Here is a 21,582-nt window from a genome sequence, read left to right on the forward strand (position 1 = left end):
CTTAATGCAAAATTTGCCCCCATGACGCATCGCTTTTTGCCGCATTATGTCTATATCATGGGCAACAGGAGTGATGATGAAACGTTTGATACCACTTGTTTTTACGGCTCTGCTTGCAGCCGCTGCCAGTGCGCAGGCCACGGATGGCACTGCGCCGGAGATTCTGTTTGCGCCTGCGGACATGGCTGATCTGAACGAATTCCGCTGGAAAAAACGCCCGATCCTTGTGTTCGCAGACAGCGAAAACGATCCCGCATTCATCGAACAGATGGAATTGCTGAGCAACCGCGAGGAGGCGCTGTTGGAACGCGATGTGATCGTTCTGATCGACACCGATCCGGCCGCGCGCAGCCCGCTGCGGCTGAAAATGCGGCCCCGGGGCTTCATGCTGACGCTCGTGGGCAAGGACGGCGGTGTCAAACTGCGCAAACCGTTTCCATGGGACGTGCGCGAAATAACCCGCAGCATCGACAAAATGCCCATCAGGCAGCGTGAAATCCGCGATGCCAAGGACGCCGCAAGCCAGTAATCCTTGCGCCACCCCCCGCGCACCCCTATATTTAGGGGTGTAGAGGCAACCTTACGGAGGCTGAGAATGGACAAGGACACATACATTCCTATTCCCCTGACCGGTCGGACGGGGCCCGAGCCCGGGTATTGAGCCGCTGCGCTTCGGCGCGGGCAGCGTCCGCACCCCCTTTTGAAAACGCATTGATCAGCGCGTTGGCGTATCTGCCAAACGCCAGCAATTGCACCTTCATCGCGATATAGTCACGGTACATGGCGATGCGCCGGTCCTGCGCAAGCGCCCCGAACCCCTCCGCCCGCATGTCCGCCGCCAAGGCCGCCACCGATTTGACCTGCGCATAATACAGCACGATCGGATCAATCGTCTGGCGCGGCAGGATATGGACATCCGCGATCAACGCGTCAAAGACGGCATCGTGACGTTCGATCGGGATGAAGGGCACGAAATTCGCATCCGCTTCCATCTTCGCCACCATCCTGTCGCGGTAGCCTTCAAGGCGCTCCGTATCCCAAAGGTTCGCGAGGTTCGCACCAATCTCGGCATAAAGCGCGCGGTGATAGTCGCGCAGCTTTTCCGCGCGCAGCGCCGCGGCTGCCTTGCGGTTCTGCCAGCCGTTGACCAGCCAGCCCGCCGCCAGAAAGACCCCCGCGATCACCGCCTGCCAGATGCGCGCATCCACCGCTGCGGCCCATGATATGACGCCGCTTTCGGTCACTCGAATTCGATGATCACATCGTCAACGGCAAGGCTGTCGCCCGCCTCCGCGTTGATCCTGGACACCACGCCCTTCTTCTCGGCGCGCAGGATGTTCTCCATCTTCATCGCCTCGATGGTGCACAGCGCCTGCCCCTCCTGTACTTCGTCGCCCACGCCCACATCCATCTTGACGATCAGACCGGGCATCGGGCACAGCAGCATCTTGGACGTGTCCGGCGCGACCTTCTCCGGCATCATGCGCGCCAGTTCGGCCTGACGCGGGGTGCGCACATGCACGCGCAGATCCGCGCCCCGGGTGCGGATGCGGAACCCGCCCGAGATCTTGCCGACCTTCATCACCAGCGGCGCATCATCGACAGTCATCTCGGCCAGATTGTCGCCGGGCGTCCAGGCACCGGAAACCCGCAGGCTGGTCTTGTCCTCGAAATGGACGGTGGCCCCGCTGGTGTCCGCCTCGATCACCACATCAAAGGATGCGCCCTGCACGGCGACGTTCCAGTCGCTGCCGACTTTGCGTTCGTGGTTGTCCATGCGGCCCGACACGCGGGCGCGGCGGATTTCCGCCACGCGGTGCATGGCCGCCGTCGCCGCCGCGATCCGGCGCAGTTCGCCTTCCGCCAGTTCAACCCCCTCGAACCCGTCGGGGTATTGTTCCTCGATGAAGGCGGTTGTCATGTCGCCCTTGATGAAGATCGGGTGATCCATCACCGCTGACAGGAACGGCAGGTTATGCCCGATGCCTTCAACCTCAAAACTGTCGAGCGCCACGCGCATCCGTTCAATCGCCTCGGCCCGGGTGGGCGCCCAGGTGCACAGCTTGGCGATCATCGGGTCGTAATACATTGAAATCTCGCCACCTTCGTAGACGCCGGTGTCATTGCGGACGGCCATAACACCCGTGGGGGCGTCATCGGCCCATTTGCCATTGTCGCTGAGCGGCCCCGCAGCCACCTCCTGTGGTGGGCGATAGCGGGTCAGACGCCCGATCGAAGGCAGAAAGCCCCTGTACGGGTCCTCGGCGTAAAGACGGTTTTCGATGGACCACCCGGTCAGTTTGACGTCCTTCTGGCTGATCGTCAGCTTTTCACCATTGGCCACGCGGATCATCTGTTCGACCAGATCGACGCCGGTGATCAGTTCCGTCACCGGGTGTTCCACCTGCAAACGGGTGTTCATTTCAAGGAAGTAGAAGTTCTTGTCACCATCCACGATGAATTCAACCGTCCCCGCGCTTGTGTACCCTACGGCTTGCGCCAGTGCGACCGCCTGTTCGCCCATGGCCTTGCGGGTTTTCTCATCCAGGAATGGCGACGGTGCTTCTTCAACGACCTTCTGGTTGCGGCGCTGGATCGAACATTCGCGTTCCCCCAGATAGATGCCGTTGCCATGCGCATCGCAAAGCACCTGAATTTCGATGTGGCGCGGCTGGGTGACGAATTTCTCGATGAAAATCCGGTCATCACCAAAGGAATTCGCCGCTTCGTTCTTGGAGGATTGAAACCCCTCGCGCGCCTCTTCATCATTCCACGCGATCCGCATGCCCTTGCCGCCGCCCCCGGCAGAGGCCTTGAGCATCACCGGATAGCCGATTTCATTGGAAATCTTGACCGCTTCATCCGCGTCCTCGATCAGCCCCATGTACCCCGGCACGGTGCTGACGCTTGCCTCCTGCGCGATCTTCTTGGAGGTGATCTTGTCCCCCATCTTTTCGATTGCTCCCACGGGCGGGCCGACAAAAGCCACGCCAGCCGCTTCAAGAGCCTCTGCGAACTTGCTGTTTTCGCTTAGAAAGCCATAGCCCGGGTGCACGGCCTGTGCGCCACTTTCCTTGATTGCCGCCATGACCTTGTCAATGACGATATAGGACTGGTTCGCAGGCGGCGGGCCGATGTGCACCGCTTCATCCGCCATCTGGACATGCAATGCCTGCGCATCCGCATCGGAATATATCGCCACGGAGGCAATCCCCATCTTGCGCGCGGTCTTGATGACACGGCAGGCGATCTCGCCCCGGTTGGCGATCAGGATTTTATTGAACATGGGGTGTCCTTCTGGGTCTTGGGATAAACGCGGAAAGCCCCGTCACAGGCGAACCTGTGCGGGGGTGTGAAAGGGTATGAAGGCGGCGCGCCGAAGCGCGCGCCATGGATGATGTCAGATCAGCAGCGGCCGGGATTAAGCTGGCAATACGCGACGTTGCCCGCAGCACCGATGGCCGCGCCCTGCGCAAGGCTGCCGCTGGTGATCGCTGCGGCGCCGGCACCGATGGCTGCACCGCCAAGGGCCTGTTCGCCCAGCGTGTCGCCACAGGCGGCGAGGCTGCCACAGGCGGCAACGGCAAGAATGAGTGTTCGTATGGACATGGACCTGCTCCTTCAATCCTACTTGTTCCCGGATTAACGCAGAGCCCGCTTTGCGGTTCCAAGCCTCCGGTTCTTATGCCCGAACCATACCGCACAATCCGTTTTTTCGCCAGCGCGAAAGATGCGGGCAACGTCGGCGCCGTGGCGTGACGCTGCCCGCAAGGGGAAGGGGTCTGGTCTCGTCTTTGTGCGGCAGGTGGCCTGTTCTGGCTCCCCTGACACACTTGTGCATGTTTGCGGTCCGTGTTGACCCGCGCCAAGACCACAGGGCGCAGCGCGGCCAAATCGGCCAAGGCCCGCCCAAACTGCCGGTGCTGTGGCGGGAACATGCCGATCATCCTTCAAACACCTCCGGAAAAGCGGCACGCGCGACCGGTGCGTTGATCACCAGCAGGGCCTCGTAATCGGTAGGATCAAAGGGATCGGTCGCAGGCAGGACTTCACGGCCGAACAGCCACGACAGCCGCCCGGCATCCAGATTGCCCCGTTCAAACGGCTGATCGCCAAAGGCGTCCCACAGCGCTTTCATGAACGCGGTATCGGCGCGCCTGTCGGCCGCCTTGCGGTCAGAACGCCGCTCGCGACGGGTGATCGGTGTCACGCCGCGTGGATTGGGTCTGCGAATGGTGAACTGGAAGTCAGTGCCGGGCAGACGGCCCGGAAACCCGCGGTGCTTGAGCATATAGGCGGGCATTACGCGGCCTCCTGCATCGGAGCCTGCGTGGGGGTCAGGACAGGCGTCGCCGCCTGCCCTGATGGTAAATTACTTGTACTTACCGGTGTATGTTGGCTCAACCGAGATGGGCTCGGGCTCGACCACAACGAATTCTTCGTCTGTCTGACCGCTGGAGCCGCACGCGGCCACGGTGGCGACAAAACCAAAGATGGCCAGCAGTTTGATGCTCTTGGACATTGATGTCTCCTGTCAATTTTAGTGAGGTCCGACACTGCTACGCGCCTCGCGGACCCCGGGTTTGAGGTAAGGGATACACAGGTATGCCTTGGGCGCACGATAGGACAAAGTTGTGGGAATGCATATGGGGTGGCGCGCAATCGGCGATGATGTGTCTCCCGTGCACCATTGGCGCCAATCCGCCCGCCCAGATTATCTATATGTAGTGGCGCCATCACAGCGGCTCCCAAGAACATGTGTCGCCCTCGGCGCGGTAGGCCTCGATAAACTGGGTGGCATCAGGGTCAGCGACCCCGAATTCGGTGATCCTGTCGGCCAGTGAGATCACGATCACGTCCGCCATCAGCGCAAACTCGCCGATGTAGGGGATCGCAAGGCTTTCACAAAGGTGGTCCATGTCCTGCGCTGCGGTGTCGTAGTCAACGGTGCCGCCTTCACGCGCAATACCGGGCGTCACAAAGCGAAAGCGCACCCAGGCTTCTGTCCCGACTTCATCAATCAGCACTTCATGCAGCGTCACAGCCTGGCCCGATGGAACGTCCACAGCCAGCGCAGGCGCTGCAACAAGGGCAAGGACGGCAAGCAGCAGCTTCATCGCCGCCCCCTGCCCGCGAGCAATGTCAGTTGTTGCGCAGCGCTTTGATCAATGCGTCCTTGTCCATGTCGGACCGCCCGTCGATGTCCAACTCCTGCGCCCGGTCGTACAGGTCTTCCTTTGTCCACTCCTCGTAAGGGGGCTGGCTGCCGCCCTTCTTCGATGGGGATTGTGCGTCGCTGGCCTGGGCATTCGCAATGGCGGCGGCCTTCTGCTTTGACGCGCCATCCTCGCGCAGGGCTTCGTAGGTTTCGTCGTCCTTCACGGACGGTCCATGATCCTTGGTCATCGCTGTCTCCTTTTGACAGCAACGCCAGACCCGCAGCGCAGGTTCCCGCAAGGGTATTTGTAAAAGGATGACGCATCAGGAAAATCACCGCGCCCGCAGCCTGTTGCAAAGCCGACCGTGGAAACTCTCAAGCCATGAGCCTTTTGCACTTTCATCCGGAGACGGACGCTCCCCCCAGGTCATGATCACGACCATGAAGGGATCGCGCGGGCGCGCAATCTTGGCGCGAAACTCATCTCTGAACTTTCTACATATCTCGTCTCGCCTAAAATCCCGCGCTTGTGCTTCGACCTCCCGGAAACTCGCCTCGTCACGAAAATTCACGATCACCAACCCGCCATCGGTTTTTTGCACTTGGGATTCAGAACCCCAGCCCGGAACACCCGTGCGTGTTCGAGTGAGAGTTGTAATTTCCTTTCTCAAAACACAGGCCCGCGTGCCGTCTTTAAGCGTAATCTGTGCCTTCCCTCTGCAAATCGAACGCGCGTCAGCAGGCAAGACCCCTACGAAGCCGAGAAACAGACAGAACATGACGAATAACAACGAGAAACGTTTCATGACTCAAACCATTACAACGGAATGTTGTCGTGCTTTTTCCAAGGCATCTCAGCCTTCTTGTTGCGCAGTGACGCAAACGCCCGCGCAATCCGCTTGCGTGTGGTGCGCGGCTGGATCACCTCATCGATGAAGCCCCGTTCCGCCGCGACGAAGGGGTTTGCGAACCGGTCTTCGTAGTCCTTTGCATGCTGCGCGATCTTCTCAGGATCATCACGGTCGGCGCGGTGGATGATCTCCGTGGCCCCTTTCGCACCCATCACCGCGACCTCGGCCGTGGGCCAGGCATAGTTGAAATCCGCCTGCAGGTGCTTGGAGGCCATGACGACATAAGCCCCGCCATAGGTTTTGCGGGTCACAACCGTGACCATCGGCACCGTCGCTTCGCCATAGGCAAAAAGCAGCTTCGCCCCGTGTTTGATCACGCCGCCGTATTCCTGAGACGTCCCCGGCAGGAAGCCCGGCACATCCACCAGCGTCAGGATCGGAATTTCGAACGCATCGCAGAAACGCACGAACCGCGCGGCCTTGCGCGCGCTGTCGATGTCCAGCACACCTGCCAGCACCATAGGCTGGTTGGCCACCACGCCCACGGTGCGGCCTTCGATGCGGATGAAACCGGTGATGATGTTCTTGGCGAAGTCTTCCTGTATCTCGTAAAAATCGCCTTCGTCCCCCAGTTTCAGGATCAATTCCTTCATGTCATAGGGGGTGTTGGGGTTTTCCGGCACCAGCGTATCAAGGGACGCTTCAATCCGCTCGGGATCATCGAAGAACGGGCGCACGGGCGGCGCTTCGCGGTTGTTGGAGGGCAGGAAGTCGACCAAACGGCGCACTTCGGCCAAAGCTTCGACATCGTTCTCGAACGCCCCGTCAGCGACAGAGGATTTTCTGGTGTGGGTGCTGGCCCCGCCCAGTTCTTCCGCCGTCACCTGTTCGTTGGTCACGGTCTTGACCACGTCCGGGCCGGTGACGAACATGTAGGAGCTGTCCTTGACCATGAAGATGAAGTCGGTCATCGCGGGGGAATACACCGCACCACCCGCGCACGGCCCCATGATCACGCTGATCTGCGGCACCACGCCGGACGCCATGATGTTGCGCTGAAACACCTCGCCATAGCCTGCAAGGCTGTCCACACCTTCCTGGATGCGCGCCCCACCGGAATCGTTGATGCCGATCACCGGCGCGCCGTTCTGCATCGCCATGTCCATGATCTTGCAAATCTTCTTGGCATGGGTTTCGGAAACCGACCCGCCCAGCACCGTGAAGTCCTGCGAAAACACATAGACGAGCCGACCATTGATGGTCCCCCACCCCGTCACCACGCCGTCGCCTGCAGGTTTCTGGTTTTCCATCCCGAAATCCGTGCAGCGGTGACTGACGAACATGTCGAATTCTTCGAAACTGCCCTCATCCAGCAGCAGATCAACACGTTCGCGCGCCGTCAGTTTGCCGCGACCGTGCTGCGCGTCGATGCGTTTTTGTCCGCCACCCATGCGGGCGGTTTCACGGCGCTGTTCGAGCTGTTCAAGAATATCTTTCATGGGAACCCCAGATTGCGAATTTGCGACATACTAACGGCGGGAGCCGGTCAACCAAAGCGCATTTTCGCAAATTTGCAAAGTGTATTCAGCGTATAGGGTGCGAATTGCAAAACTGCATAATCCACAGATTTCACCGCCGCGCCCATGGACATGGCAAACAGGTGGGTTTAGTTGCATTTGCATGAATGAAAGCATCGGCAACCTGCCCTTGATCCGCTTTCTGGATCGCGGCACGCCTCCCCACATCGCAACGCTGATCCTGCTTGCAGGCATGTCCGCGCTGGTGATGAACGTCTTTCTGCCCAGCCTGCCTGCCATGGCGGATCACTTCGGCACGACCTATGCCATCATCAATCTGTCCGTGCCGCTGTACCTTTTCTGCAGCGCGATCCTTCAACTGTTCATCGGGCCCGCATCCGACAACCTTGGACGGCGCAAGGTGATGCTTTGGGGATTGAGCCTGTTTGTGCTGGCAACCGCCGGATGCCTTCTGGCACCCAACACCGGAACATTCCTGTTCTTCCGCATTGCACAGGCGTTCATCGCAACCGCGATGGTGCTGAGCCGCGCCGTGATCCGCGACATGTATGACCAGGATCAATCCGCGTCGGTCATTGGCTATGTCACCATGGGCATGGCGCTGGTCCCGATGATCGCCCCTGCGGTTGGTGGCGGGCTGGAACAGCTTTTCGGCTGGAAGGCGACATTCTGGCTGATGTTTCTTCTGGGCCTCGGGCTGATCGCGCTCGTCTACTTCGACATGGGAGAAACGGCACAAACCTCTGATAAATCCATGCTGGCGCAGTTTGGTGAATATCCGGAGCTGCTGCGGTCGCCGCGTTTCTGGGGATACGCCATGGCTGCTGCTTTCTGTTCCGGCGCGTTCTTTGCCTACCTCGGTGGTGCGCCTTTCGTCGGCAGCGTGGTGTTCGATCTGGATCCCTTCTGGCTGGGCATCTACTTTGGCTCTCCGGCGGTCGGGTATTTCTTCGGCAACTTCCTGACAGGCCGCTACGCGACACGCTTTGGCGTGAATGCCATGGTGATGTGGGGCTGCTTTGCAAATGCGACCGGGGGCACGGTGTCGTTGGCGATCTTCCTGTCGGGCCACGGCAGCGCGCTGACCTTCTTTGGCATGATGACCCTTGTGGGGCTGGGCAACGGTCTTTGCATCCCCAACGCCACCGCCGGCATGTTGTCCGTACGTCCGCACCTGGCAGGCACGGCGGCAGGCCTGGGCGGCGCAATCATGATCGGGGGCGGTGCAACGCTGGCGGTGCTGGCAGGCGCGCTGCTGACGCCGGAAACAGGTGCCTTCCCGCTGCTGTGGCTCATGCTGCTGACGGCCATCGCGGGATTGCTCTGCATCCTTTTGGTCATCCGACGCGAAAAAGCCTTGGGCCTGCATTTGAACTGACCCACCCGCCCCTTGTCGCGGTGGGTTTGCAAAGCTAGGGTGCCACCATCTGCAAATCTGCAAAGGGCGCACCATGGCCAGCCAGAAACTCTATGCCGGGGCCAAGCTGCGCGAATTGCGCACGCGGTTGGGCCTGACGCAAAAGGACTTTGCCGCGCGACTGGGCATCTCGTTGCCGTACCTCAACCAGATGGAAAACAACAACCGGCCCCTCAGCACCACGGTCGTGCTGGCACTGGTCAGCGAATTCGGTCTGGACGTCACGGAGTTGAGCGCGGGCGACGGCGAACGCCTTGTCAGTGACATGCGCGAAGCGCTGGCCGATCCGGTATTTGCGGGGGATGCCCCGCCGCTTGCCGATCTGCGCCTTGCCGCCTCCAACGCGCCGGGGCTGGCGCGGGCCTTTCTGGAACTCCACCAGCACTACCGCCAGACCCATGAACGCCTTGCATCCCTGGACGAAGCGCTGGGGCGCGAAGACGCCCGCGCACGGCCTTCTCCCTGGGAAGAGGTGCGCGATTTCTTCCACTACTGCGACAATTACATCGACGCCGTGGACCGCGCGGCAGAGCATTTCGCCACCCGCGACGGCGGCCACCGCTCCATGCGGGTGGCAGCCGTGTCAGCCTTGTCGGATGCGGGCATCACCGTGCATTTCACCGACCGCGACAGCCTGCGCCATTTCGATACAGCCGAAAACATCCTCTACCTGTCGAACCGCACCCCGCCCGAGACACAGACCTTTCAACTGCTGTTGCAGGTGGCCCTGACGCGGCAGAACACGCTCCTTGAGGCGACCCTTGATCTGGCCCGCTTTCACAGCACCGCCGCCCGCGATATCGCCAAGATCGGGCTGGCCAATTATTTCGCGGGGGCGGCGCTGATGCCCTACAGGGCTTTTCACCAGATGGCGCAGGACTGCCGCCATGATCTGGAAGTGCTGGGCGGTCATTTCGGGGCCTCCATCGAACAGGTCGCGCACCGCCTGTCCACCTTGCAGCGCCCCGGCACCAAGGGCATTCCGTTCTTTTTCGTCCGGGTTGACCAGGCAGGCACAATCACCAAGCGCCACTCCGCCACGCGGCTGCAATTCGCGCGTTTCGGCGGGGCCTGTCCGCTCTGGAACGTGCACCGCGCGTTCGAGACTCCGGGCCGCTTTCTGCGTCAGTTGGCCGAGACCCCGGATGGGGTGCGCTACATCAGCCTTGCGCGGGATATCTCCAAACCTGCGGGCCGCTTCGGCGCGCCTGTGCGCCGCTTTGCCATCGCGCTGGGGTGCGAGATGCGCCATGCCAGTGCGCTGGTCTATGCCGATGGTCTGGACATGACGCGGGCCGAAGCGTTTGAGCCCATCGGCATCTCCTGCCGCATCTGCGACCGTCAGGGGTGTCACCAACGCGCCGTGCCGCCGCTGGAACGCAAGCTGGTCGTGGACCCCGACCACCGCGATATCCTGCCCTATAGGGTGGAATGATCAGCGCCGTGCCACCCGCCAGCCCGCGGCCCGCGCGTCAGCTTCCGAGCAGAACCACCGTTCTCCCTGCTCCGGGCGGATGCCGGTCTGTTCATAGAAGGCCTGACCCGGCAGATGGTATATCTTGCCACTGCTGCTGATGTTGCCCTTGATGCGGCAACCAGGATCAACCGGCATCCGCCCCACCGCGCGCGTCTTGCGATGCCAGGACGGCTGCGTCAGCCGCAGGGCATGCAGGCCCCGGTCCGCCGCCGCGGCCTCCGCCTGCAGGGCGACGTAATCCTGACCGTATTTGACATAGGCGAAAGCCAGACCCCGCGACACCAGCGTCGCCCCCAGATCGTCCCCCGCCACGAAACACCGCGCCACGATCCGATCGTAGGCATCCCGGTCCAGCGGCACGCAGCGCGCCGCGGCACCCCCGAATTCCTGCGCGACCACGTGGCTGACCCAGGCACCGCAACCGACCCAGGACTGCCCATGCTCCGTCTCGCAAGGTTGATCGACTTCCGGTGCATCAATGGCATGCAGGCGGATGCGCTGGCCCGCGACCTCGACCGTGTCGGCATCCACCACACGCAAGACCCCCCTGATCTCTGCCTGCGTGGCTGCAAGGGGCATCGCAAAGCAAGCTGCGGCCAAAAGTAAACAAATCCTTAACACCCCACCAAGATGGGCGCGTTATCGGTTCCGATCAACGCGTAGTGTTAAGAAAGGTGAACAAATCCCTAACGCTGGTCGGTTTCCCAGTCCGGATGGATCCACGGCTGGTCATTGGCGCGCGCCAGCGGGTCGCGCCCCAGCAGGTGGTCAGATACCTTTTCTCCCACCATGATCGAGGGCGCGTTGAGGTTGCCATTGGTGATGCGCGGAAAGATCGAACTGTCCGCCACGCGCAACCCCTCTACGCCGATGACCCGCGCCTGCGGGTCCACCACCGCGCCGGGATCATCCGCGGCCCCCATCCGGCAGGTGCCGCAAGGATGATAGGCGCTTTCCACATGCTCCCGGATGGCATCGTCCAACTGCGCATCCGATTGCACATCCGCGCCGGGCTGGATCTCATGTTTCACGAAGGGCTTGAACGCCTCCTGCCCAAAAATCTCGCGGGTCAAACGGATGCAGGTGCGCCAGTCCTCCCAGTCCTCGGCATGTGACATGTAATTGAACAGAATACGCGGATCATCCTCCGGATCAGCCGAGCGCAAGGTCACCGTCCCGCGCGACTTTGACCGCATCGGACCGACATGCGCCTGAAACCCGTGCCCCTCCGCCGCCGCCTTGCCGTCATAGCGCACGGCGATGGGCAGGAAATGATACTGTATATCGGGATAGTCCACGCCAGCTTTGGACCGGATGAACGCCGCACTCTCGAACTGGTTCGACGCGCCCATGCCACGCTTGCTGAACAGCCACTGCGCCCCGATCATCCCCTTGCTGATCAGGTTCCAATAGCGATAGAGCGTGACCGGCTTGGACGCCGCCATCTGCACATACATCTCCAGATGGTCCTGCAGGTTCTGGCCGACCCCGGCGCGGTCGGCGACCACATCGATGCCATGTTCCCTCAGATGCGCGGCAGGGCCGATCCCTGATAACATCAGCAGCTTGGGCGAGTTGATGGACGATGCCGCGATCACCACTTCGCATTCCGCCTCGATCACCTCAACCGCGCCGTTGCGCAGCACTTCCACCCCGCGCGCACGACCGTCGCTGATCACCACCCGCTGCGCCAGCGCCTGCACCAGAGTTACAAGCCCCGTCTTCTGCGCAGGCCGCAGATAAGCATTGGCCGCCGACCAGCGCCGCCCCTGCCAGACGGTCTGCTCCATGGGACCAAAGCCTTCCTGCTTCTCCCCATTGTAATCCGGCGTGGTCTGATACCCCGCCTGCGCGCCCGCCTGCACGAAAGCATCAAAAAGTGGATTGTCGCGTGGCCCGCGGCTCACATGCAGCGGGCCATCCTTGCCGCGCCACGCAGGGTCCCCCCCATGCCCGCCATCATGCCAGCTTTCCATCCGGCGGTAATACGGCAGCACATCCGCATAGGACCAACCCCGCGCGCCGCTTTCCTCCCAATGATCGAAGTCGCGCGCATGGCCGCGCACATAGACCATCCCGTTGATCGAGGATGACCCGCCGATGACCTTGCCGCGCGGACAGGCCAGCCGCCGCCCGCCCAGATGCGGTTCGGGTTCGGACCGGAAACCCCAATCATACCGCTTCATGTTCATCGGATAGCTGAGCGCGGCAGGCATCTGGATGAACGGCCCCGCGTCTGTCCCGCCATGCTCGATCACGGTCACCCGGCGCCCGGCTTCGGCCAACCGGTACGCCATCGCACAGCCCGCGCTGCCCGCCCCCACAATCACGAATTCCGCTTTCATTACAGTCACCTCTTCGTGATTCTTCACAGGGTCAAGGATCGCAAAGCGACCGGGCTTGCCCGGCTTGTCCTTGAGGCTGTGGAGAATCGCACCTCAGAATTGAGCAGGTGTCTTGAGCCACGGATTGTGGCCTCAAGCACCTCTCAGCAAAAACCCATCACGTCACAACCATCATCAACGCCACCACGTTGGGCTCACGTCGCAACACGCACCCATGAAAGGAATGCGCGTCAGCGCGCCGCGTAACTGCACCCCGATCAAAACGGGGCCTCCACATCATCCATGCGCACGAAAACCGACTTCAGCTGCGAATAATGCTCGATCGCCGCCCGTGCGTTCTCCCGCCCCACGCCGGAGGCCTTCATGCCGCCAAACGGGGCCTCCACGGGTGCATCATTGTAGGTGTTGATATAACAGGTGCCCGCCTCGAACCCCGCCGCGACGCGGTGCGCCCGGGCCAGATCGCGGGTGAAGACGCCCGCGGCCAGACCGAATTCGGTGTCATTGGCGCGCGCCATCACATCCGCCTCGTCCTCGAAATCCAGAACTGCCATGACGGGGCCAAAGATCTCCTCGCGCGCGATCACCATGTCGTCGGTCACGTCGGCAAAGACGGTGGGTTGCAGGAAGAACCCCGCGCCCTCAATCGCCGCACCGCCGGTGACCAGCCGCGCCCCTTCCGCCTTGCCCTTCTCGATATAGCCCAGCACGATATCCAACTGCCGTCTGGACACCATCGGCCCGAAACTGGTCTCCGGATCCATCGGATCACCGATCACCGCGTGGCCCAACCGTTCGCTGAGCCGCGCCAGAAACGCCTCCTTGATCGCGGTATGCACGAACACCCGCGTGCCGTTGGAACAGACCTGCCCGGAGCTGTAGAAATTGCCGAGGATCGCACCAGAGACGGCGTTTTCAATATCGGCGTCCTCGAACACGATCATCGGGGATTTGCCGCCCAACTCCATCGTGACATGCTTGATGCCCGCCGCCGCCGCCGCGTAAACCTTGCGCCCGGTCGGCACCGACCCGGTAAGCGACACCTTGTTCACCCGCGGATCGGTGACCAGCGCGCCGCCCACTTCGCCCATCCCCTGAATGACGTTGTAAAGCCCCGCAGGCAGCCCCGCCTCGTGCAGGATTTCCGCCACCTTGAGCGCGCAAAGCGGCGTCGTTTCGGAGGGTTTGAACACCATCGCATTGCCGCAGGCCAGCGCCGGTGCACCTTTCCAGCAGGCGATCTGAGTGGGATAGTTCCAAGCGCCAATGCCCACACAGACCCCAAGGGCCTCGCGCCGGGTGTAGACCCAGTTTTCACCGAGCTGGATATGCTCCCCCGTCAGGGTCGCGGCCATGCCGCCATAATATTCCAGCGCATCCGCGCCCGATGTCGCATCCACCACAGAGGTTTCCTGATAGGGCTTGCCGGTGTCCCATGTCTCCAGCACGCTCAGATCGTGGTTGCGCACCCGCATGATCTCTGCCGCGCGGCGCAGGATGCGGCCCCGTTCGGTACCGCTTATCGCGGCCCAGGCTTTTTGCGCGGCCTTTGCTGCATCGAGCGCTTGTTCGATGATTGCGGGCGTGGCCGCATGCACGGTGGCGATCACCTTGCCGGTGGCAGGATAGATCACTTCGATCGGCGTACCAGCGGTATCTTCAACGTAGCTGCCGTTGATGAAATGGCTGGCGGTGGGTTGTGTGGCGTAGGTCATAGATTTTGTGCCTCCGGCGGGGATATTTGAAGAGAAAAGATTTAGTCGCCCTTAGGCGCGCGTTTGCTCTCTTCCAGGACATTGAGGTCCATGTGATTGCGCATGTATTGCTCGGACGCTTTGCGCAGCGGTTGGTAGTCCCAGGGGTAATAGCCTCCCTGCCGCAACGCTGGATAGATGACCCAGCGGCGGGCCTGGGATTTGCGCACGTCGGCATCATAGGCGTCCAGATCCCAGCGCGCTTCGGATTTGGCGCGCAAAGACGTGATGGTGCCCTGATGGTCTGGGTGATCGGCCAGATTGGTTAGCTCATGGGGGTCAGCGTCGAGATCGAACAATTGATCGGGGTCCAGTGCGCAGCGGTTGTATTTCCACTTCCCGTAGCGGAGCGAGACAAGCGGCGCGTAAGATGCCTCCGCCGCATATTCCATCGCCACGGGCGCGGTGCGTTCCACGCCCTGCCCCATTGGCACCAGCGATTGCCCGGTGGTCCAGGGTTCCACTTCTGCCATGCTGACGCCGGCCAGATCGCACAGGGTCGGGCAGACGTCGATGGTGCTGACGGGCGTTTCCTGCAGCCCCGGTTCCATGCCGGGTGCCGAGATCATCAGCGGCACACGGGATGATCCTTCATAGAAGGACATCTTGAACCACAATCCCCGCTCCCCCAGCATGTCGCCGTGGTCGGACACGAACATGACGATGGCCTCCTGCTGCGTATCCTCCAACACTTGCAAAAGCTGACCGACCTGATCGTCCAGATAGCTGACGTTGGCGAAATAGGCGCGGCGGGAATCGCGGATATGCTGTTCGGTGATGTCAAAGCTGCGCCAGTCGTTGGCGTCAAAAATGCGCTGCGCGTGGGGGTCGTGATCCTCATAGGCCATGGCAGGGACGTCGGGCAGCAGGTGGTCGCAGTCTTCGTAAAGGTCCCAATACTTGCGCCGCGCGACGTAGGGATCGTGCGGATGGGTAAAGCTGACCGTCACGCACCACGGACGCGCGTCATTGCCCCGCGCCAGTTCATAAAGCTTGGCGCGCGCGTTGAAGCCCACTTCGTCATCGTATTCCAACTGGTTCGACGTCTCCGCCACACCTGCCCCGGTGACCGAGCCCATGTTGTGATACCACCAGTCGATCCGTTCACCGGGTTTGCGGTAATCGGGCGTCCAGCCGAAATCGGCGGGGTAAATGTCGGTGGTCAGCCGGTCCTCGAACCCGTGCATCTGGTCGGGGCCGACGAAATGCATCTTGCCCGACAGACAGGTGTAGTACCCCGCCCGACGCAAATGGTGCGCGTAGGTGGGGATGGAGGAACAGAATTCCGCCGCGTTGTCATAAACGCCTGTGGCCGACGGTAACTGCCCGGACATGAACGCCGCGCGTCCCGGCGCGCAAAGCGGTGAGGCCGTGTAGGTATTTGCGAAGCGCGTGGAGCGGGCGGCAAGCTTCTTCAGGTTCGGCGTGTGCAGCCAATCGGCAGGGCCATCGGGGAACAGCGTGCCGTTCAACTGGTCGACCATGATGATCAGGATGTTCGGCTTGCTCATGGCTTCCGCTCCAACAGCAGATCAAGGGTGCGCAGGGCGCTTTTTCGGGCATCGTCGCGCGTGCCGTTGGGGGTCAGGGCCGCGCGCAGGTACAGGCCGTCAATCAAGGCGGCCAGCGTATCGGCATCCTCATGCGGTGTGGCGCTGAGTGGTCTTAACGCGTGTGTCAGGTTGGACCGCAACCGGCGCTGATAAAGGTGCAACAACCGCCCCGTGTCGGCGTGTGTCGGCGCAGCGGCATAAAGCGTCATCCACGCTGCAACGGTCGCAGGGGCAAAGCAGGTCTCATCAAAACTGGCGGTAATGATAGCCTCAGCCCGCGCCCTTGGTGTGCGTGCGCGGGACAAATGGCGGCGCACTTCACTGCCGAATTCCGACAGGATATGACGCATCGCCGCGAGGAAAATCTGATCCTTGCCGCCAAAGTAGTGATGCGCCAGCGCGCTGGACATCCCGGCCCTGCGCGCGATCTGGCTTACCGTGACGTCCAGCGTCCGGGCCGCGCCGATTTCTGCGATGGTGGCCTGCACCAGTGCGTTGCGGCGGATGGGTTCCATGCCAAGCTTGGGCATCATCGATCCTCGGGTTGTGATACCCGAAGTCCTATTTTTTCTTTATTGACTCGTCAATCAATAAAAAATGCGCTTGGTGGTTACAGCTTTGTCGCGTTGGCATGCGGTGTGATCTGCCGCTTCAGCATCGCTTCGCGCCACATGATGAAGGTCACCGACGACAGGATCAGGAAACCGCCGATGATCACCCAGATATCCACCGGTTCGGCAAACACCAGCGCGCCCAGCGCCGTGGCCCATACAAGTTGCAGAAAGGTAACCGGCTGGGTCACCGTTACGGGTGCTGCCGCAAAGGCCAGCGTCATCGTGTAATGCCCCGCCGTGGCGAAGAAGGCGACGGCGGCCAGGATCAGCAACTCCTCCGGCTGCGGCATGATCCAGACCGACAGCGCAAAAGGTGCCAGCCCGATGGTCACAAAGATCGACAGCATCGACACGACAACCCCCGGCTTGGCCTCGTCCGCCATGATCTTGGCCAAAAGGTAAGAGCCCGCAAACACCACCGCCGCCAGCAGCATCGCCAGATGCCCGATGCTGATTTCACGAATGCCGGGGCGCAGGATGATCACCGCCCCTGCCAGCCCCATGCACACCGCCACGATCCGCCGCAGCGCAAGCCGTTCGCCCAGAAAAACCGCAGCCCCCACCGTGACATAGATCGGGGCGAGGTAATTCATTGCCGTGACTTCCGCGATGGGAATGCGGGTCATGGCGAAGAACCACAGGATCACGCCCAGCGCGTGAAAGAACCCACGCGTGGCAAAAAGCGACCACTGCCGCCGGGTCAGATGCGCATCCCGCAAAGCGCGCCACGCCGGAAAAAGCAGGAAAAGCCCCATCGCATAGCGCAGGAACGCCGATTCCGCCGCAGGCAGGCGCGGCCCCATGTATTTGACAAGCGCGGTCACCGTGATGAAGCAAAAACCGGTCGCAAGCATCCACAAGATACCGGCAACGGGACGATCAGATCTGGAACTGGCCATCAGCGCACATTCGGCCGAACATTGCCCAAGGGCAAGATCACATCAGCAAAAGTTTCAAGGCGATAGCCCACATCGTCAGCGCGATCACCCCGTCCAGTATCTGCCAACTGGTCGGTCTGGCGAAATACGGCGTCAAAAGCCGCGCGCCATAGCCCAGAGAGAAGAAAAATGTGAACGATCCAAGCACGGCTCCGACCCCGAACGCCAGCCGGTCCGGATACTGCGCAGAGATCGACCCAAGCAGGACAACCGTATCCAGATAGACATGCGGATTGAGCCACGTCAGTGCCAGCAGCGTCAGGATCGTGCGGCGCAGGCTGCCAACGCTTGGCCCGCCTGCCTCCAGCACGTTGCCGCCCCGCAGGGCCGACATCGCATTGCGCGCCCCGTACCAGATCAGGAACGCCGCGCCGCCATACCGCATCAGGGGTTCAAACCACGGCACCGCTTGCGCCAGCGCCCCGAAACCCGCCACCCCGGCGGCGATCAGCAACGCGTCAGACACCGCGCAGGTCAGGCAGCACCAGAACACATGCTCGCGCCGCAACCCCTGTCGCAGCACAAAGGCGTTCTGTGCGCCAATCGCAAGGATCAAGGTCAGGCTCAGGGCAAAACCCGGCAGAAAGGAAGCGATCATGAAGGGTTCCGAACAACAACAGCCGCCCGTCTACTGGCAACGCATCCCCATTTCCATGCCAAAAGCACCGCGCATGCCGGCGGCGCCTGCATCCGTTTCGAGCGGAAAGGCGCGCATCCGGCCTGTTACCCCCTGACAATCAACACAAATTTTTCGCATTTCTCCGCGGCAGACTCACGAAACCGACACAAATGAGTGATCTGAGCCGCGAGGAGTGGCGTAAACCATTCATCGTACCTATGTGACTGTGCAGAGTAAGAGGCGCACCCATGTTTGAAAAAATGCAAAAAATAGAATTGAGCCGGGACGAGCTGGAAATCATTGAGGCCGCCCTGCACACGCAGTCACAGATCCTGAACGTCGAAGCGGGCGCAGGTGCAACGACGGCGCGCGAACGCCTCAATGGCGTCAAACGCGTGCTGACCATGCTGGATCAGCAAAGACCCGTTGATGAAGCGGCCAAGCCCCGCACAACCGGCGGCTGGTTCGGCATGTCGCGCATTCTGGGCTGACGCACTGGCCTGCCCATTCGGGCTTACGCACTAAGAAAAACCGCTCCTGTTCAGGGGCGGTTTTTCATTTGTCACGCAGGCTGCCCTACAACTGCTCCATCACCTCGTCCGAGGCTTCGAAGTTCGTGGTGACCCGCTGCACGTCGTCATCATCTTCAAGCGCATCGATCAGCTTCATCAGCTTCTCCATGCCTTCAAGGTCCATCTCCGTGGTGGTCGTGGGCCTCCAGACCAGCTTGGTGCTGTCACTCTCGCCCAGTTCCGCTTCAAGCGCTGTGGACACCTCGTTCAGATCGGTATCGGCACACCAGATCACGTGGCCGTCCTGCGTGCTTTCCACGTCTTCGGCCCCCGCTTCGATGGCGGCCATCATCACCGTATCCGCGTCGCCCACGTCGGCCGGATAGGTCACCTCGCCCTTGCGGTCGAACATGAAGCCGACGCTGCCTGTCTCCCCCAGATTGCCGCCGTTCTTGGTAAAGGTGGACCGCACGGTGGAGGCGGTTCGGTTGATGTTGTCGGTCATCGCCTCGACGATCACCGCGACGCCATTGGGGCCGTACCCCTCATAGCGAATTTCCTTGTAATCATCCCCCTCGCCCGCGACGGATTTCTTGATCGCGCGGTCGATGTTGTCCTTGGGCATGGACGCCGCCTTGGCCTCCTTGACGGCCAGACGCAGGCGCGGGTTCTTGTCGGGGTCGGGATCGCCCATCTTGGCGGCCACGGTGATTTCCTTGCTGAACTTCGAAAATAGCTTGGCCCGTATCTTGTCCTGCCGCCCCTTGCGGTGCTGGATGTTTGCCCATTTGGAATGCCCGGCCATGAAAGCCCCCTGTTTGTCTTGATATGTCTGACGGATGAATGTTTCGCGCGCTTATAAGGCAGGGGCCGCGCGGGGGGCAAGGCTCACATCTGCACGGTGTAGTGGCAGCCGCCCGGGGCGGCCCCGGTACTCTGCCCTTGTGCAGCCCCGTCATTGCCAACATGGTGCGCACATGACAACGGATCAGATCATTCTCTTCACCCTTTTCGGCGCTGTCTTCGGCCTCTTGCTCTGGGGGCGGTTCCGCTACGACATCGTGGCGTTTTCCGCCCTGATGGCCGGCGTGGTAATGGGCGTTGTGCCCAGCGGTGCGGCCTTTGATGGCTTTGGCCATCCGGCAACACTGGTTGTTGCGCTGGTGCTGGTCGTTTCTGCCGGGCTGGTCCGATCGGGGGCCGTCCTGCTGATCACCCGCACGCTGGTGGATGCCTCCCGCAGCCTTGGGGCGCATATCACGCTGATGGGGGCCGTGGGGGGCATCCTGTCGGCTTTCATGAACAATGTCGCGGCCCTTGCCCTGTTGATGCCGGTGGATATCCAGACCGCCCGCAAGGCGGGCCGCCAGCCGGGGCTCAGCCTGATGCCGCTCAGTTTCGCCACGATCCTGGGCGGCATGGTCACGCTGATCGGCACGCCGCCCAACATCATCATCGCCGCCATCCGCGAGGAATCGCTGGGCGAACCTTTCAAGATGTTCGATTTCGCCCCGGTGGGCGGGGTTGCAGCCATCGCAGGCCTGATCTTTGTCGCCCTCATCGGCTGGCGCCTGATCCCCGCGCGCGAAGACGCCAGCCTGACGTCCGAGGACATCGCGCAATACATCGCGGAATTGACCGTGCCGGAGGGCAGCAAGCACATCGGCAAGCGCCTGGGCGAACTGTCAGACGCCGCAGACAAATCCGACGTCGCCATTCTGGGCCTGATGCGCGATGGCAAACGCCGCTACGGCATGGCGCGCAACGTGTCGCTTGAGGCAGGCGATGCGCTGGTGCTTGAGGCGACGCCGGATGCGCTGGACGAATTCCGCAGCACGCTGGATCTGGCACTTGCCGACAGTGACCGCGAAGAGCGGCTGAAAGCGGGCGGCGAAGGGGTCGAGATCATCGAGGTCGTGGTGACCGAAACCTCCCGCCTGAACGGCCGCACCGCGCAGGCTGTCGGGCTGGCATGGCGACAGCGCACCGTGCTGCTGGGCATTTCCCGGCAGGGCCGCAAGATCACCTCGCACCTGCGCACCACGCCGTTGCAGGCGGGCGATATCCTGTTGCTGCTGGTCCCGCGTGACACCGCTGCGGATGTCACCGACTGGCTTGGTGTGCTGCCGCTTGCCGACCGCGGCCTTGCGGTGACGGAGAATACCAAGGTCTGGCTGGCCATCGGCCTTTTCGGCGCGGCGGTGCTGGCGGCCAGCGTCGGCCTGCTTTACCTGCCCATCGCGCTCGGCATCGTGGTCATTGCCTATGTGCTGGCCAAGATCGTGCCCCTGTCGGAACTCTACACCCACATCGAATGGCCGGTGGTGGTCCTGCTGGGCTCGATGATCCCGCTGGGGGCTGCGCTGGAAACCTCCGGCGGCACCGAACTCATTGCGGGCGCGCTCGTGGGCCTGACCGAAGGGCTCGCCCCCTGGATGGTGCTGACCGTGCTGATGGTGGTCACCATGACGCTGTCGGATGTGCTCAACAACACCGCCACGACCATTGTCGCCGCCCCCGTCGGCATCCAGATGGCACAAACCCTCAACGTCAACCCCGACCCCTTCCTGATGGCCGTCGCCGTCGCCGCCTCCAGCGCGTTTCTCACCCCAATCGGCCACAAGAACAACACGCTGATCCTCGGCCCCGGCGGATACTCCTTCGGCGACTACTGGCGCATGGGGCTACCACTGGAGATCATCGTGGTGGCGGTCTCCATCCCCGCCATCCTCCTGTTCTGGCCTCTGTGAACGCACGCATCACCCTCCTCTCCCCTCTCTTTTCTCCTTAAATATCCTGAGGGTTT

General features: G+C 61.8%; 23 protein-coding genes. 6 read left to right on the forward strand and 17 right to left on the reverse strand.

Translation table 11 applies throughout. The annotated features are described in order from the left end of the window. Nucleotides 1–76 precede the first annotated feature (76 nt). Nucleotides 77–529, forward strand: a complete 453-nt coding sequence (locus AB4X18_RS01170; RefSeq protein WP_370401885.1) for a DUF4174 domain-containing protein — start codon at nucleotides 77–79, stop codon at nucleotides 527–529. 88 nt (nucleotides 530–617) lie between these two features. Here the strand turns inward: AB4X18_RS01170 and AB4X18_RS01175 are convergent, their stop codons facing one another. The 9 genes from AB4X18_RS01175 to AB4X18_RS01215 all read right to left on the reverse strand — a co-directional run bounded on the left by AB4X18_RS01175 (nucleotide 618) and on the right by AB4X18_RS01215 (nucleotide 7,508). Beyond that, a complete protein-coding gene (locus tag AB4X18_RS01175) occupies nucleotides 618–1,244 on the reverse strand; it encodes a hypothetical protein (RefSeq protein WP_370401886.1) in 627 nt (208 codons plus the stop codon). Continuing rightward, on the reverse strand, nucleotides 1,241–3,286 hold the full coding sequence (locus tag AB4X18_RS01180; RefSeq protein WP_432816993.1) for an acetyl-CoA carboxylase biotin carboxylase subunit: 2,046 nt from the start codon (nucleotides 3,284–3,286) through the stop codon (nucleotides 1,241–1,243). Before AB4X18_RS01180 ends, AB4X18_RS01175 begins: the two co-directional genes overlap by 4 nt. A gap of 119 nt (nucleotides 3,287–3,405) precedes the next feature. Beyond that, nucleotides 3,406–3,609: a hypothetical protein gene (locus AB4X18_RS01185; RefSeq protein ID WP_432816994.1), complete on the reverse strand. Its 204-nt coding sequence runs from the start codon at nucleotides 3,607–3,609 to the stop codon at nucleotides 3,406–3,408. A 334-nt stretch (nucleotides 3,610–3,943) separates the two neighbouring features. Continuing rightward, nucleotides 3,944–4,291 (reverse strand): hypothetical protein, encoded by a 348-nt coding sequence (locus AB4X18_RS01190; protein WP_370402555.1) that lies wholly within the window; start codon nucleotides 4,289–4,291, stop codon nucleotides 3,944–3,946. Nucleotides 4,292–4,372: 81 nt separating this feature from the next. Continuing rightward, a complete protein-coding gene (locus tag AB4X18_RS01195) occupies nucleotides 4,373–4,522 on the reverse strand; it encodes a hypothetical protein (protein WP_370401888.1) in 150 nt (49 codons plus the stop codon). Between the two features lie 214 nt (nucleotides 4,523–4,736). Next, the gene (locus AB4X18_RS01200; protein WP_370401889.1) at nucleotides 4,737–5,117 is read right to left on the reverse strand and encodes a DUF6497 family protein; all 381 of its coding nucleotides are present in this window, start codon (nucleotides 5,115–5,117) and stop codon (nucleotides 4,737–4,739) included. Between the two features lie 25 nt (nucleotides 5,118–5,142). Further along, nucleotides 5,143–5,406 carry a DUF7218 family protein gene (locus AB4X18_RS01205; protein ID WP_370401890.1) on the reverse strand — a complete coding sequence of 88 codons (264 nt, stop codon included), beginning with the start codon at nucleotides 5,404–5,406 and terminating at the stop codon, nucleotides 5,143–5,145. Nucleotides 5,407–5,490: 84 nt separating this feature from the next. After that, nucleotides 5,491–5,964, reverse strand: a complete 474-nt coding sequence (locus AB4X18_RS01210; RefSeq protein ID WP_432816995.1) for a hypothetical protein — start codon at nucleotides 5,962–5,964, stop codon at nucleotides 5,491–5,493. 11 nt (nucleotides 5,965–5,975) lie between these two features. Further along, a complete protein-coding gene (locus AB4X18_RS01215) occupies nucleotides 5,976–7,508 on the reverse strand; it encodes an acyl-CoA carboxylase subunit beta (RefSeq protein WP_370401892.1) in 1,533 nt (510 codons plus the stop codon). Between the two features lie 181 nt (nucleotides 7,509–7,689). On the opposite strand from AB4X18_RS01215, the gene AB4X18_RS01220 reads away from it, so the two are divergent. Both AB4X18_RS01220 and AB4X18_RS01225 read left to right on the forward strand, forming a co-directional pair. Beyond that, nucleotides 7,690–8,925, forward strand: a complete 1,236-nt coding sequence (locus AB4X18_RS01220; protein ID WP_370401893.1) for a multidrug effflux MFS transporter — start codon at nucleotides 7,690–7,692, stop codon at nucleotides 8,923–8,925. 73 nt (nucleotides 8,926–8,998) lie between these two features. Then, entirely contained in the window at nucleotides 8,999–10,399 is a 1,401-nt protein-coding gene (locus AB4X18_RS01225) for a helix-turn-helix domain-containing protein (RefSeq protein WP_370401894.1), read from the forward strand. Here AB4X18_RS01225 and AB4X18_RS01230 read toward each other — a convergent pair whose 3' ends face one another. The 7 genes from AB4X18_RS01230 to AB4X18_RS01260 all read right to left on the reverse strand — a co-directional run bounded on the left by AB4X18_RS01230 (nucleotide 10,400) and on the right by AB4X18_RS01260 (nucleotide 18,243). Beyond that, nucleotides 10,400–11,020, reverse strand: coding sequence for a thermonuclease family protein (locus AB4X18_RS01230; RefSeq protein WP_432816996.1), 621 nt, complete (start codon nucleotides 11,018–11,020; stop codon nucleotides 10,400–10,402). 107 nt (nucleotides 11,021–11,127) lie between these two features. After that, nucleotides 11,128–12,786, reverse strand: a complete 1,659-nt coding sequence (betA, locus tag AB4X18_RS01235; protein WP_432816997.1) for a choline dehydrogenase — start codon at nucleotides 12,784–12,786, stop codon at nucleotides 11,128–11,130. Between the two features lie 257 nt (nucleotides 12,787–13,043). Next, nucleotides 13,044–14,501, reverse strand: a complete 1,458-nt coding sequence (betB, locus tag AB4X18_RS01240) for a betaine-aldehyde dehydrogenase (RefSeq protein WP_370401896.1) — start codon at nucleotides 14,499–14,501, stop codon at nucleotides 13,044–13,046. A 41-nt stretch (nucleotides 14,502–14,542) separates the two neighbouring features. After that, nucleotides 14,543–16,051: a choline-sulfatase gene (betC, locus tag AB4X18_RS01245; RefSeq protein WP_370401897.1), complete on the reverse strand. Its 1,509-nt coding sequence runs from the start codon at nucleotides 16,049–16,051 to the stop codon at nucleotides 14,543–14,545. Beyond that, nucleotides 16,048–16,623 carry a choline-binding transcriptional repressor BetI gene (gene betI / locus AB4X18_RS01250; RefSeq protein WP_370401898.1) on the reverse strand — a complete coding sequence of 192 codons (576 nt, stop codon included), beginning with the start codon at nucleotides 16,621–16,623 and terminating at the stop codon, nucleotides 16,048–16,050. The genes betC and betI overlap by 4 nt, the downstream gene beginning before the upstream one ends. Before the next feature lie 80 nt (nucleotides 16,624–16,703). Continuing rightward, the gene (locus AB4X18_RS01255) at nucleotides 16,704–17,606 is read right to left on the reverse strand and encodes a DMT family transporter (RefSeq protein WP_370401899.1); all 903 of its coding nucleotides are present in this window, start codon (nucleotides 17,604–17,606) and stop codon (nucleotides 16,704–16,706) included. 37 nt (nucleotides 17,607–17,643) lie between these two features. Further along, complete coding sequence (locus AB4X18_RS01260) at nucleotides 17,644–18,243, reverse strand: LysE/ArgO family amino acid transporter (protein ID WP_370401900.1); 600 nt, start codon at nucleotides 18,241–18,243, stop codon at nucleotides 17,644–17,646. Here AB4X18_RS01260 and AB4X18_RS01265 point away from each other — a divergent pair. Beyond that, nucleotides 18,242–18,379 carry a hypothetical protein gene (locus tag AB4X18_RS01265; protein ID WP_432816998.1) on the forward strand — a complete coding sequence of 46 codons (138 nt, stop codon included), beginning with the start codon at nucleotides 18,242–18,244 and terminating at the stop codon, nucleotides 18,377–18,379. The two genes, AB4X18_RS01260 and AB4X18_RS01265, sit on opposite strands and share 2 nt — an antisense overlap. A 133-nt stretch (nucleotides 18,380–18,512) precedes the next feature. Then, the gene (locus AB4X18_RS01270) at nucleotides 18,513–18,755 is read left to right on the forward strand and encodes a hypothetical protein (protein ID WP_432816999.1); all 243 of its coding nucleotides are present in this window, start codon (nucleotides 18,513–18,515) and stop codon (nucleotides 18,753–18,755) included. A gap of 85 nt (nucleotides 18,756–18,840) precedes the next feature. Here the strand turns inward: AB4X18_RS01270 and AB4X18_RS01275 are convergent, their stop codons facing one another. Continuing rightward, complete coding sequence (locus AB4X18_RS01275) at nucleotides 18,841–19,581, reverse strand: YebC/PmpR family DNA-binding transcriptional regulator (protein WP_370401903.1); 741 nt, start codon at nucleotides 19,579–19,581, stop codon at nucleotides 18,841–18,843. A gap of 172 nt (nucleotides 19,582–19,753) precedes the next feature. Between AB4X18_RS01275 and AB4X18_RS01280 the strand changes: the two genes are divergently transcribed. Beyond that, nucleotides 19,754–21,526, forward strand: a complete 1,773-nt coding sequence (locus tag AB4X18_RS01280) for an SLC13 family permease (protein ID WP_432817000.1) — start codon at nucleotides 19,754–19,756, stop codon at nucleotides 21,524–21,526. Nucleotides 21,527–21,582 lie beyond the last annotated feature (56 nt).

Origin of the sequence: Sulfitobacter rhodophyticola (assembly GCF_041281685.2) — a bacterium.
Taxonomy (GTDB): Bacteria; Pseudomonadota; Alphaproteobacteria; order Rhodobacterales; family Rhodobacteraceae; genus Sulfitobacter.

Bases quoted from the DNA above. Each gene is read 5' to 3' on its own strand.
- AB4X18_RS01185 (WP_432816994.1), bottom strand. From the start codon at position 3,609: ATGTCCATACGAACACTCATTCTTGCCGTTGCCGCCTGTGGCAGCCTC.
- AB4X18_RS01255 (WP_370401899.1), bottom strand. From the start codon at position 17,606: ATGGCCAGTTCCAGATCTGATCGTCCCGTTGCCGGTATCTTGTGGATG.
- AB4X18_RS01220 (WP_370401893.1), top strand. From the start codon at position 7,690: ATGAATGAAAGCATCGGCAACCTGCCCTTGATCCGCTTTCTGGATCGC.
- AB4X18_RS01195 (WP_370401888.1), bottom strand. From the start codon at position 4,522: ATGTCCAAGAGCATCAAACTGCTGGCCATCTTTGGTTTTGTCGCCACC.
- AB4X18_RS01200 (WP_370401889.1), bottom strand. From the start codon at position 5,117: ATGAAGCTGCTGCTTGCCGTCCTTGCCCTTGTTGCAGCGCCTGCGCTG.
- AB4X18_RS01265 (WP_432816998.1), top strand. From the start codon at position 18,242: ATGAAGGGTTCCGAACAACAACAGCCGCCCGTCTACTGGCAACGCATC.
- AB4X18_RS01170 (WP_370401885.1), top strand. From the start codon at position 77: ATGAAACGTTTGATACCACTTGTTTTTACGGCTCTGCTTGCAGCCGCT.
- AB4X18_RS01215 (WP_370401892.1), bottom strand. From the start codon at position 7,508: ATGAAAGATATTCTTGAACAGCTCGAACAGCGCCGTGAAACCGCCCGC.
- AB4X18_RS01260 (WP_370401900.1), bottom strand. From the start codon at position 18,243: ATGATCGCTTCCTTTCTGCCGGGTTTTGCCCTGAGCCTGACCTTGATC.
- AB4X18_RS01180 (WP_432816993.1), bottom strand. From the start codon at position 3,286: ATGTTCAATAAAATCCTGATCGCCAACCGGGGCGAGATCGCCTGCCGT.
- betB (WP_370401896.1), bottom strand. From the start codon at position 14,501: ATGACCTACGCCACACAACCCACCGCCAGCCATTTCATCAACGGCAGC.
- betI (WP_370401898.1), bottom strand. From the start codon at position 16,623: ATGCCCAAGCTTGGCATGGAACCCATCCGCCGCAACGCACTGGTGCAG.
- AB4X18_RS01270 (WP_432816999.1), top strand. From the start codon at position 18,513: ATGTTTGAAAAAATGCAAAAAATAGAATTGAGCCGGGACGAGCTGGAA.
- betA (WP_432816997.1), bottom strand. From the start codon at position 12,786: ATGAAAGCGGAATTCGTGATTGTGGGGGCGGGCAGCGCGGGCTGTGCG.
- AB4X18_RS01230 (WP_432816996.1), bottom strand. From the start codon at position 11,020: ATGCCCCTTGCAGCCACGCAGGCAGAGATCAGGGGGGTCTTGCGTGTG.
- AB4X18_RS01205 (WP_370401890.1), bottom strand. From the start codon at position 5,406: ATGACCAAGGATCATGGACCGTCCGTGAAGGACGACGAAACCTACGAA.
- AB4X18_RS01225 (WP_370401894.1), top strand. From the start codon at position 8,999: ATGGCCAGCCAGAAACTCTATGCCGGGGCCAAGCTGCGCGAATTGCGC.
- AB4X18_RS01190 (WP_370402555.1), bottom strand. From the start codon at position 4,291: ATGCTCAAGCACCGCGGGTTTCCGGGCCGTCTGCCCGGCACTGACTTC.
- AB4X18_RS01275 (WP_370401903.1), bottom strand. From the start codon at position 19,581: ATGGCCGGGCATTCCAAATGGGCAAACATCCAGCACCGCAAGGGGCGG.
- AB4X18_RS01280 (WP_432817000.1), top strand. From the start codon at position 19,754: ATGACAACGGATCAGATCATTCTCTTCACCCTTTTCGGCGCTGTCTTC.
- AB4X18_RS01210 (WP_432816995.1), bottom strand. From the start codon at position 5,964: ATGAAACGTTTCTCGTTGTTATTCGTCATGTTCTGTCTGTTTCTCGGC.
- betC (WP_370401897.1), bottom strand. From the start codon at position 16,051: ATGAGCAAGCCGAACATCCTGATCATCATGGTCGACCAGTTGAACGGC.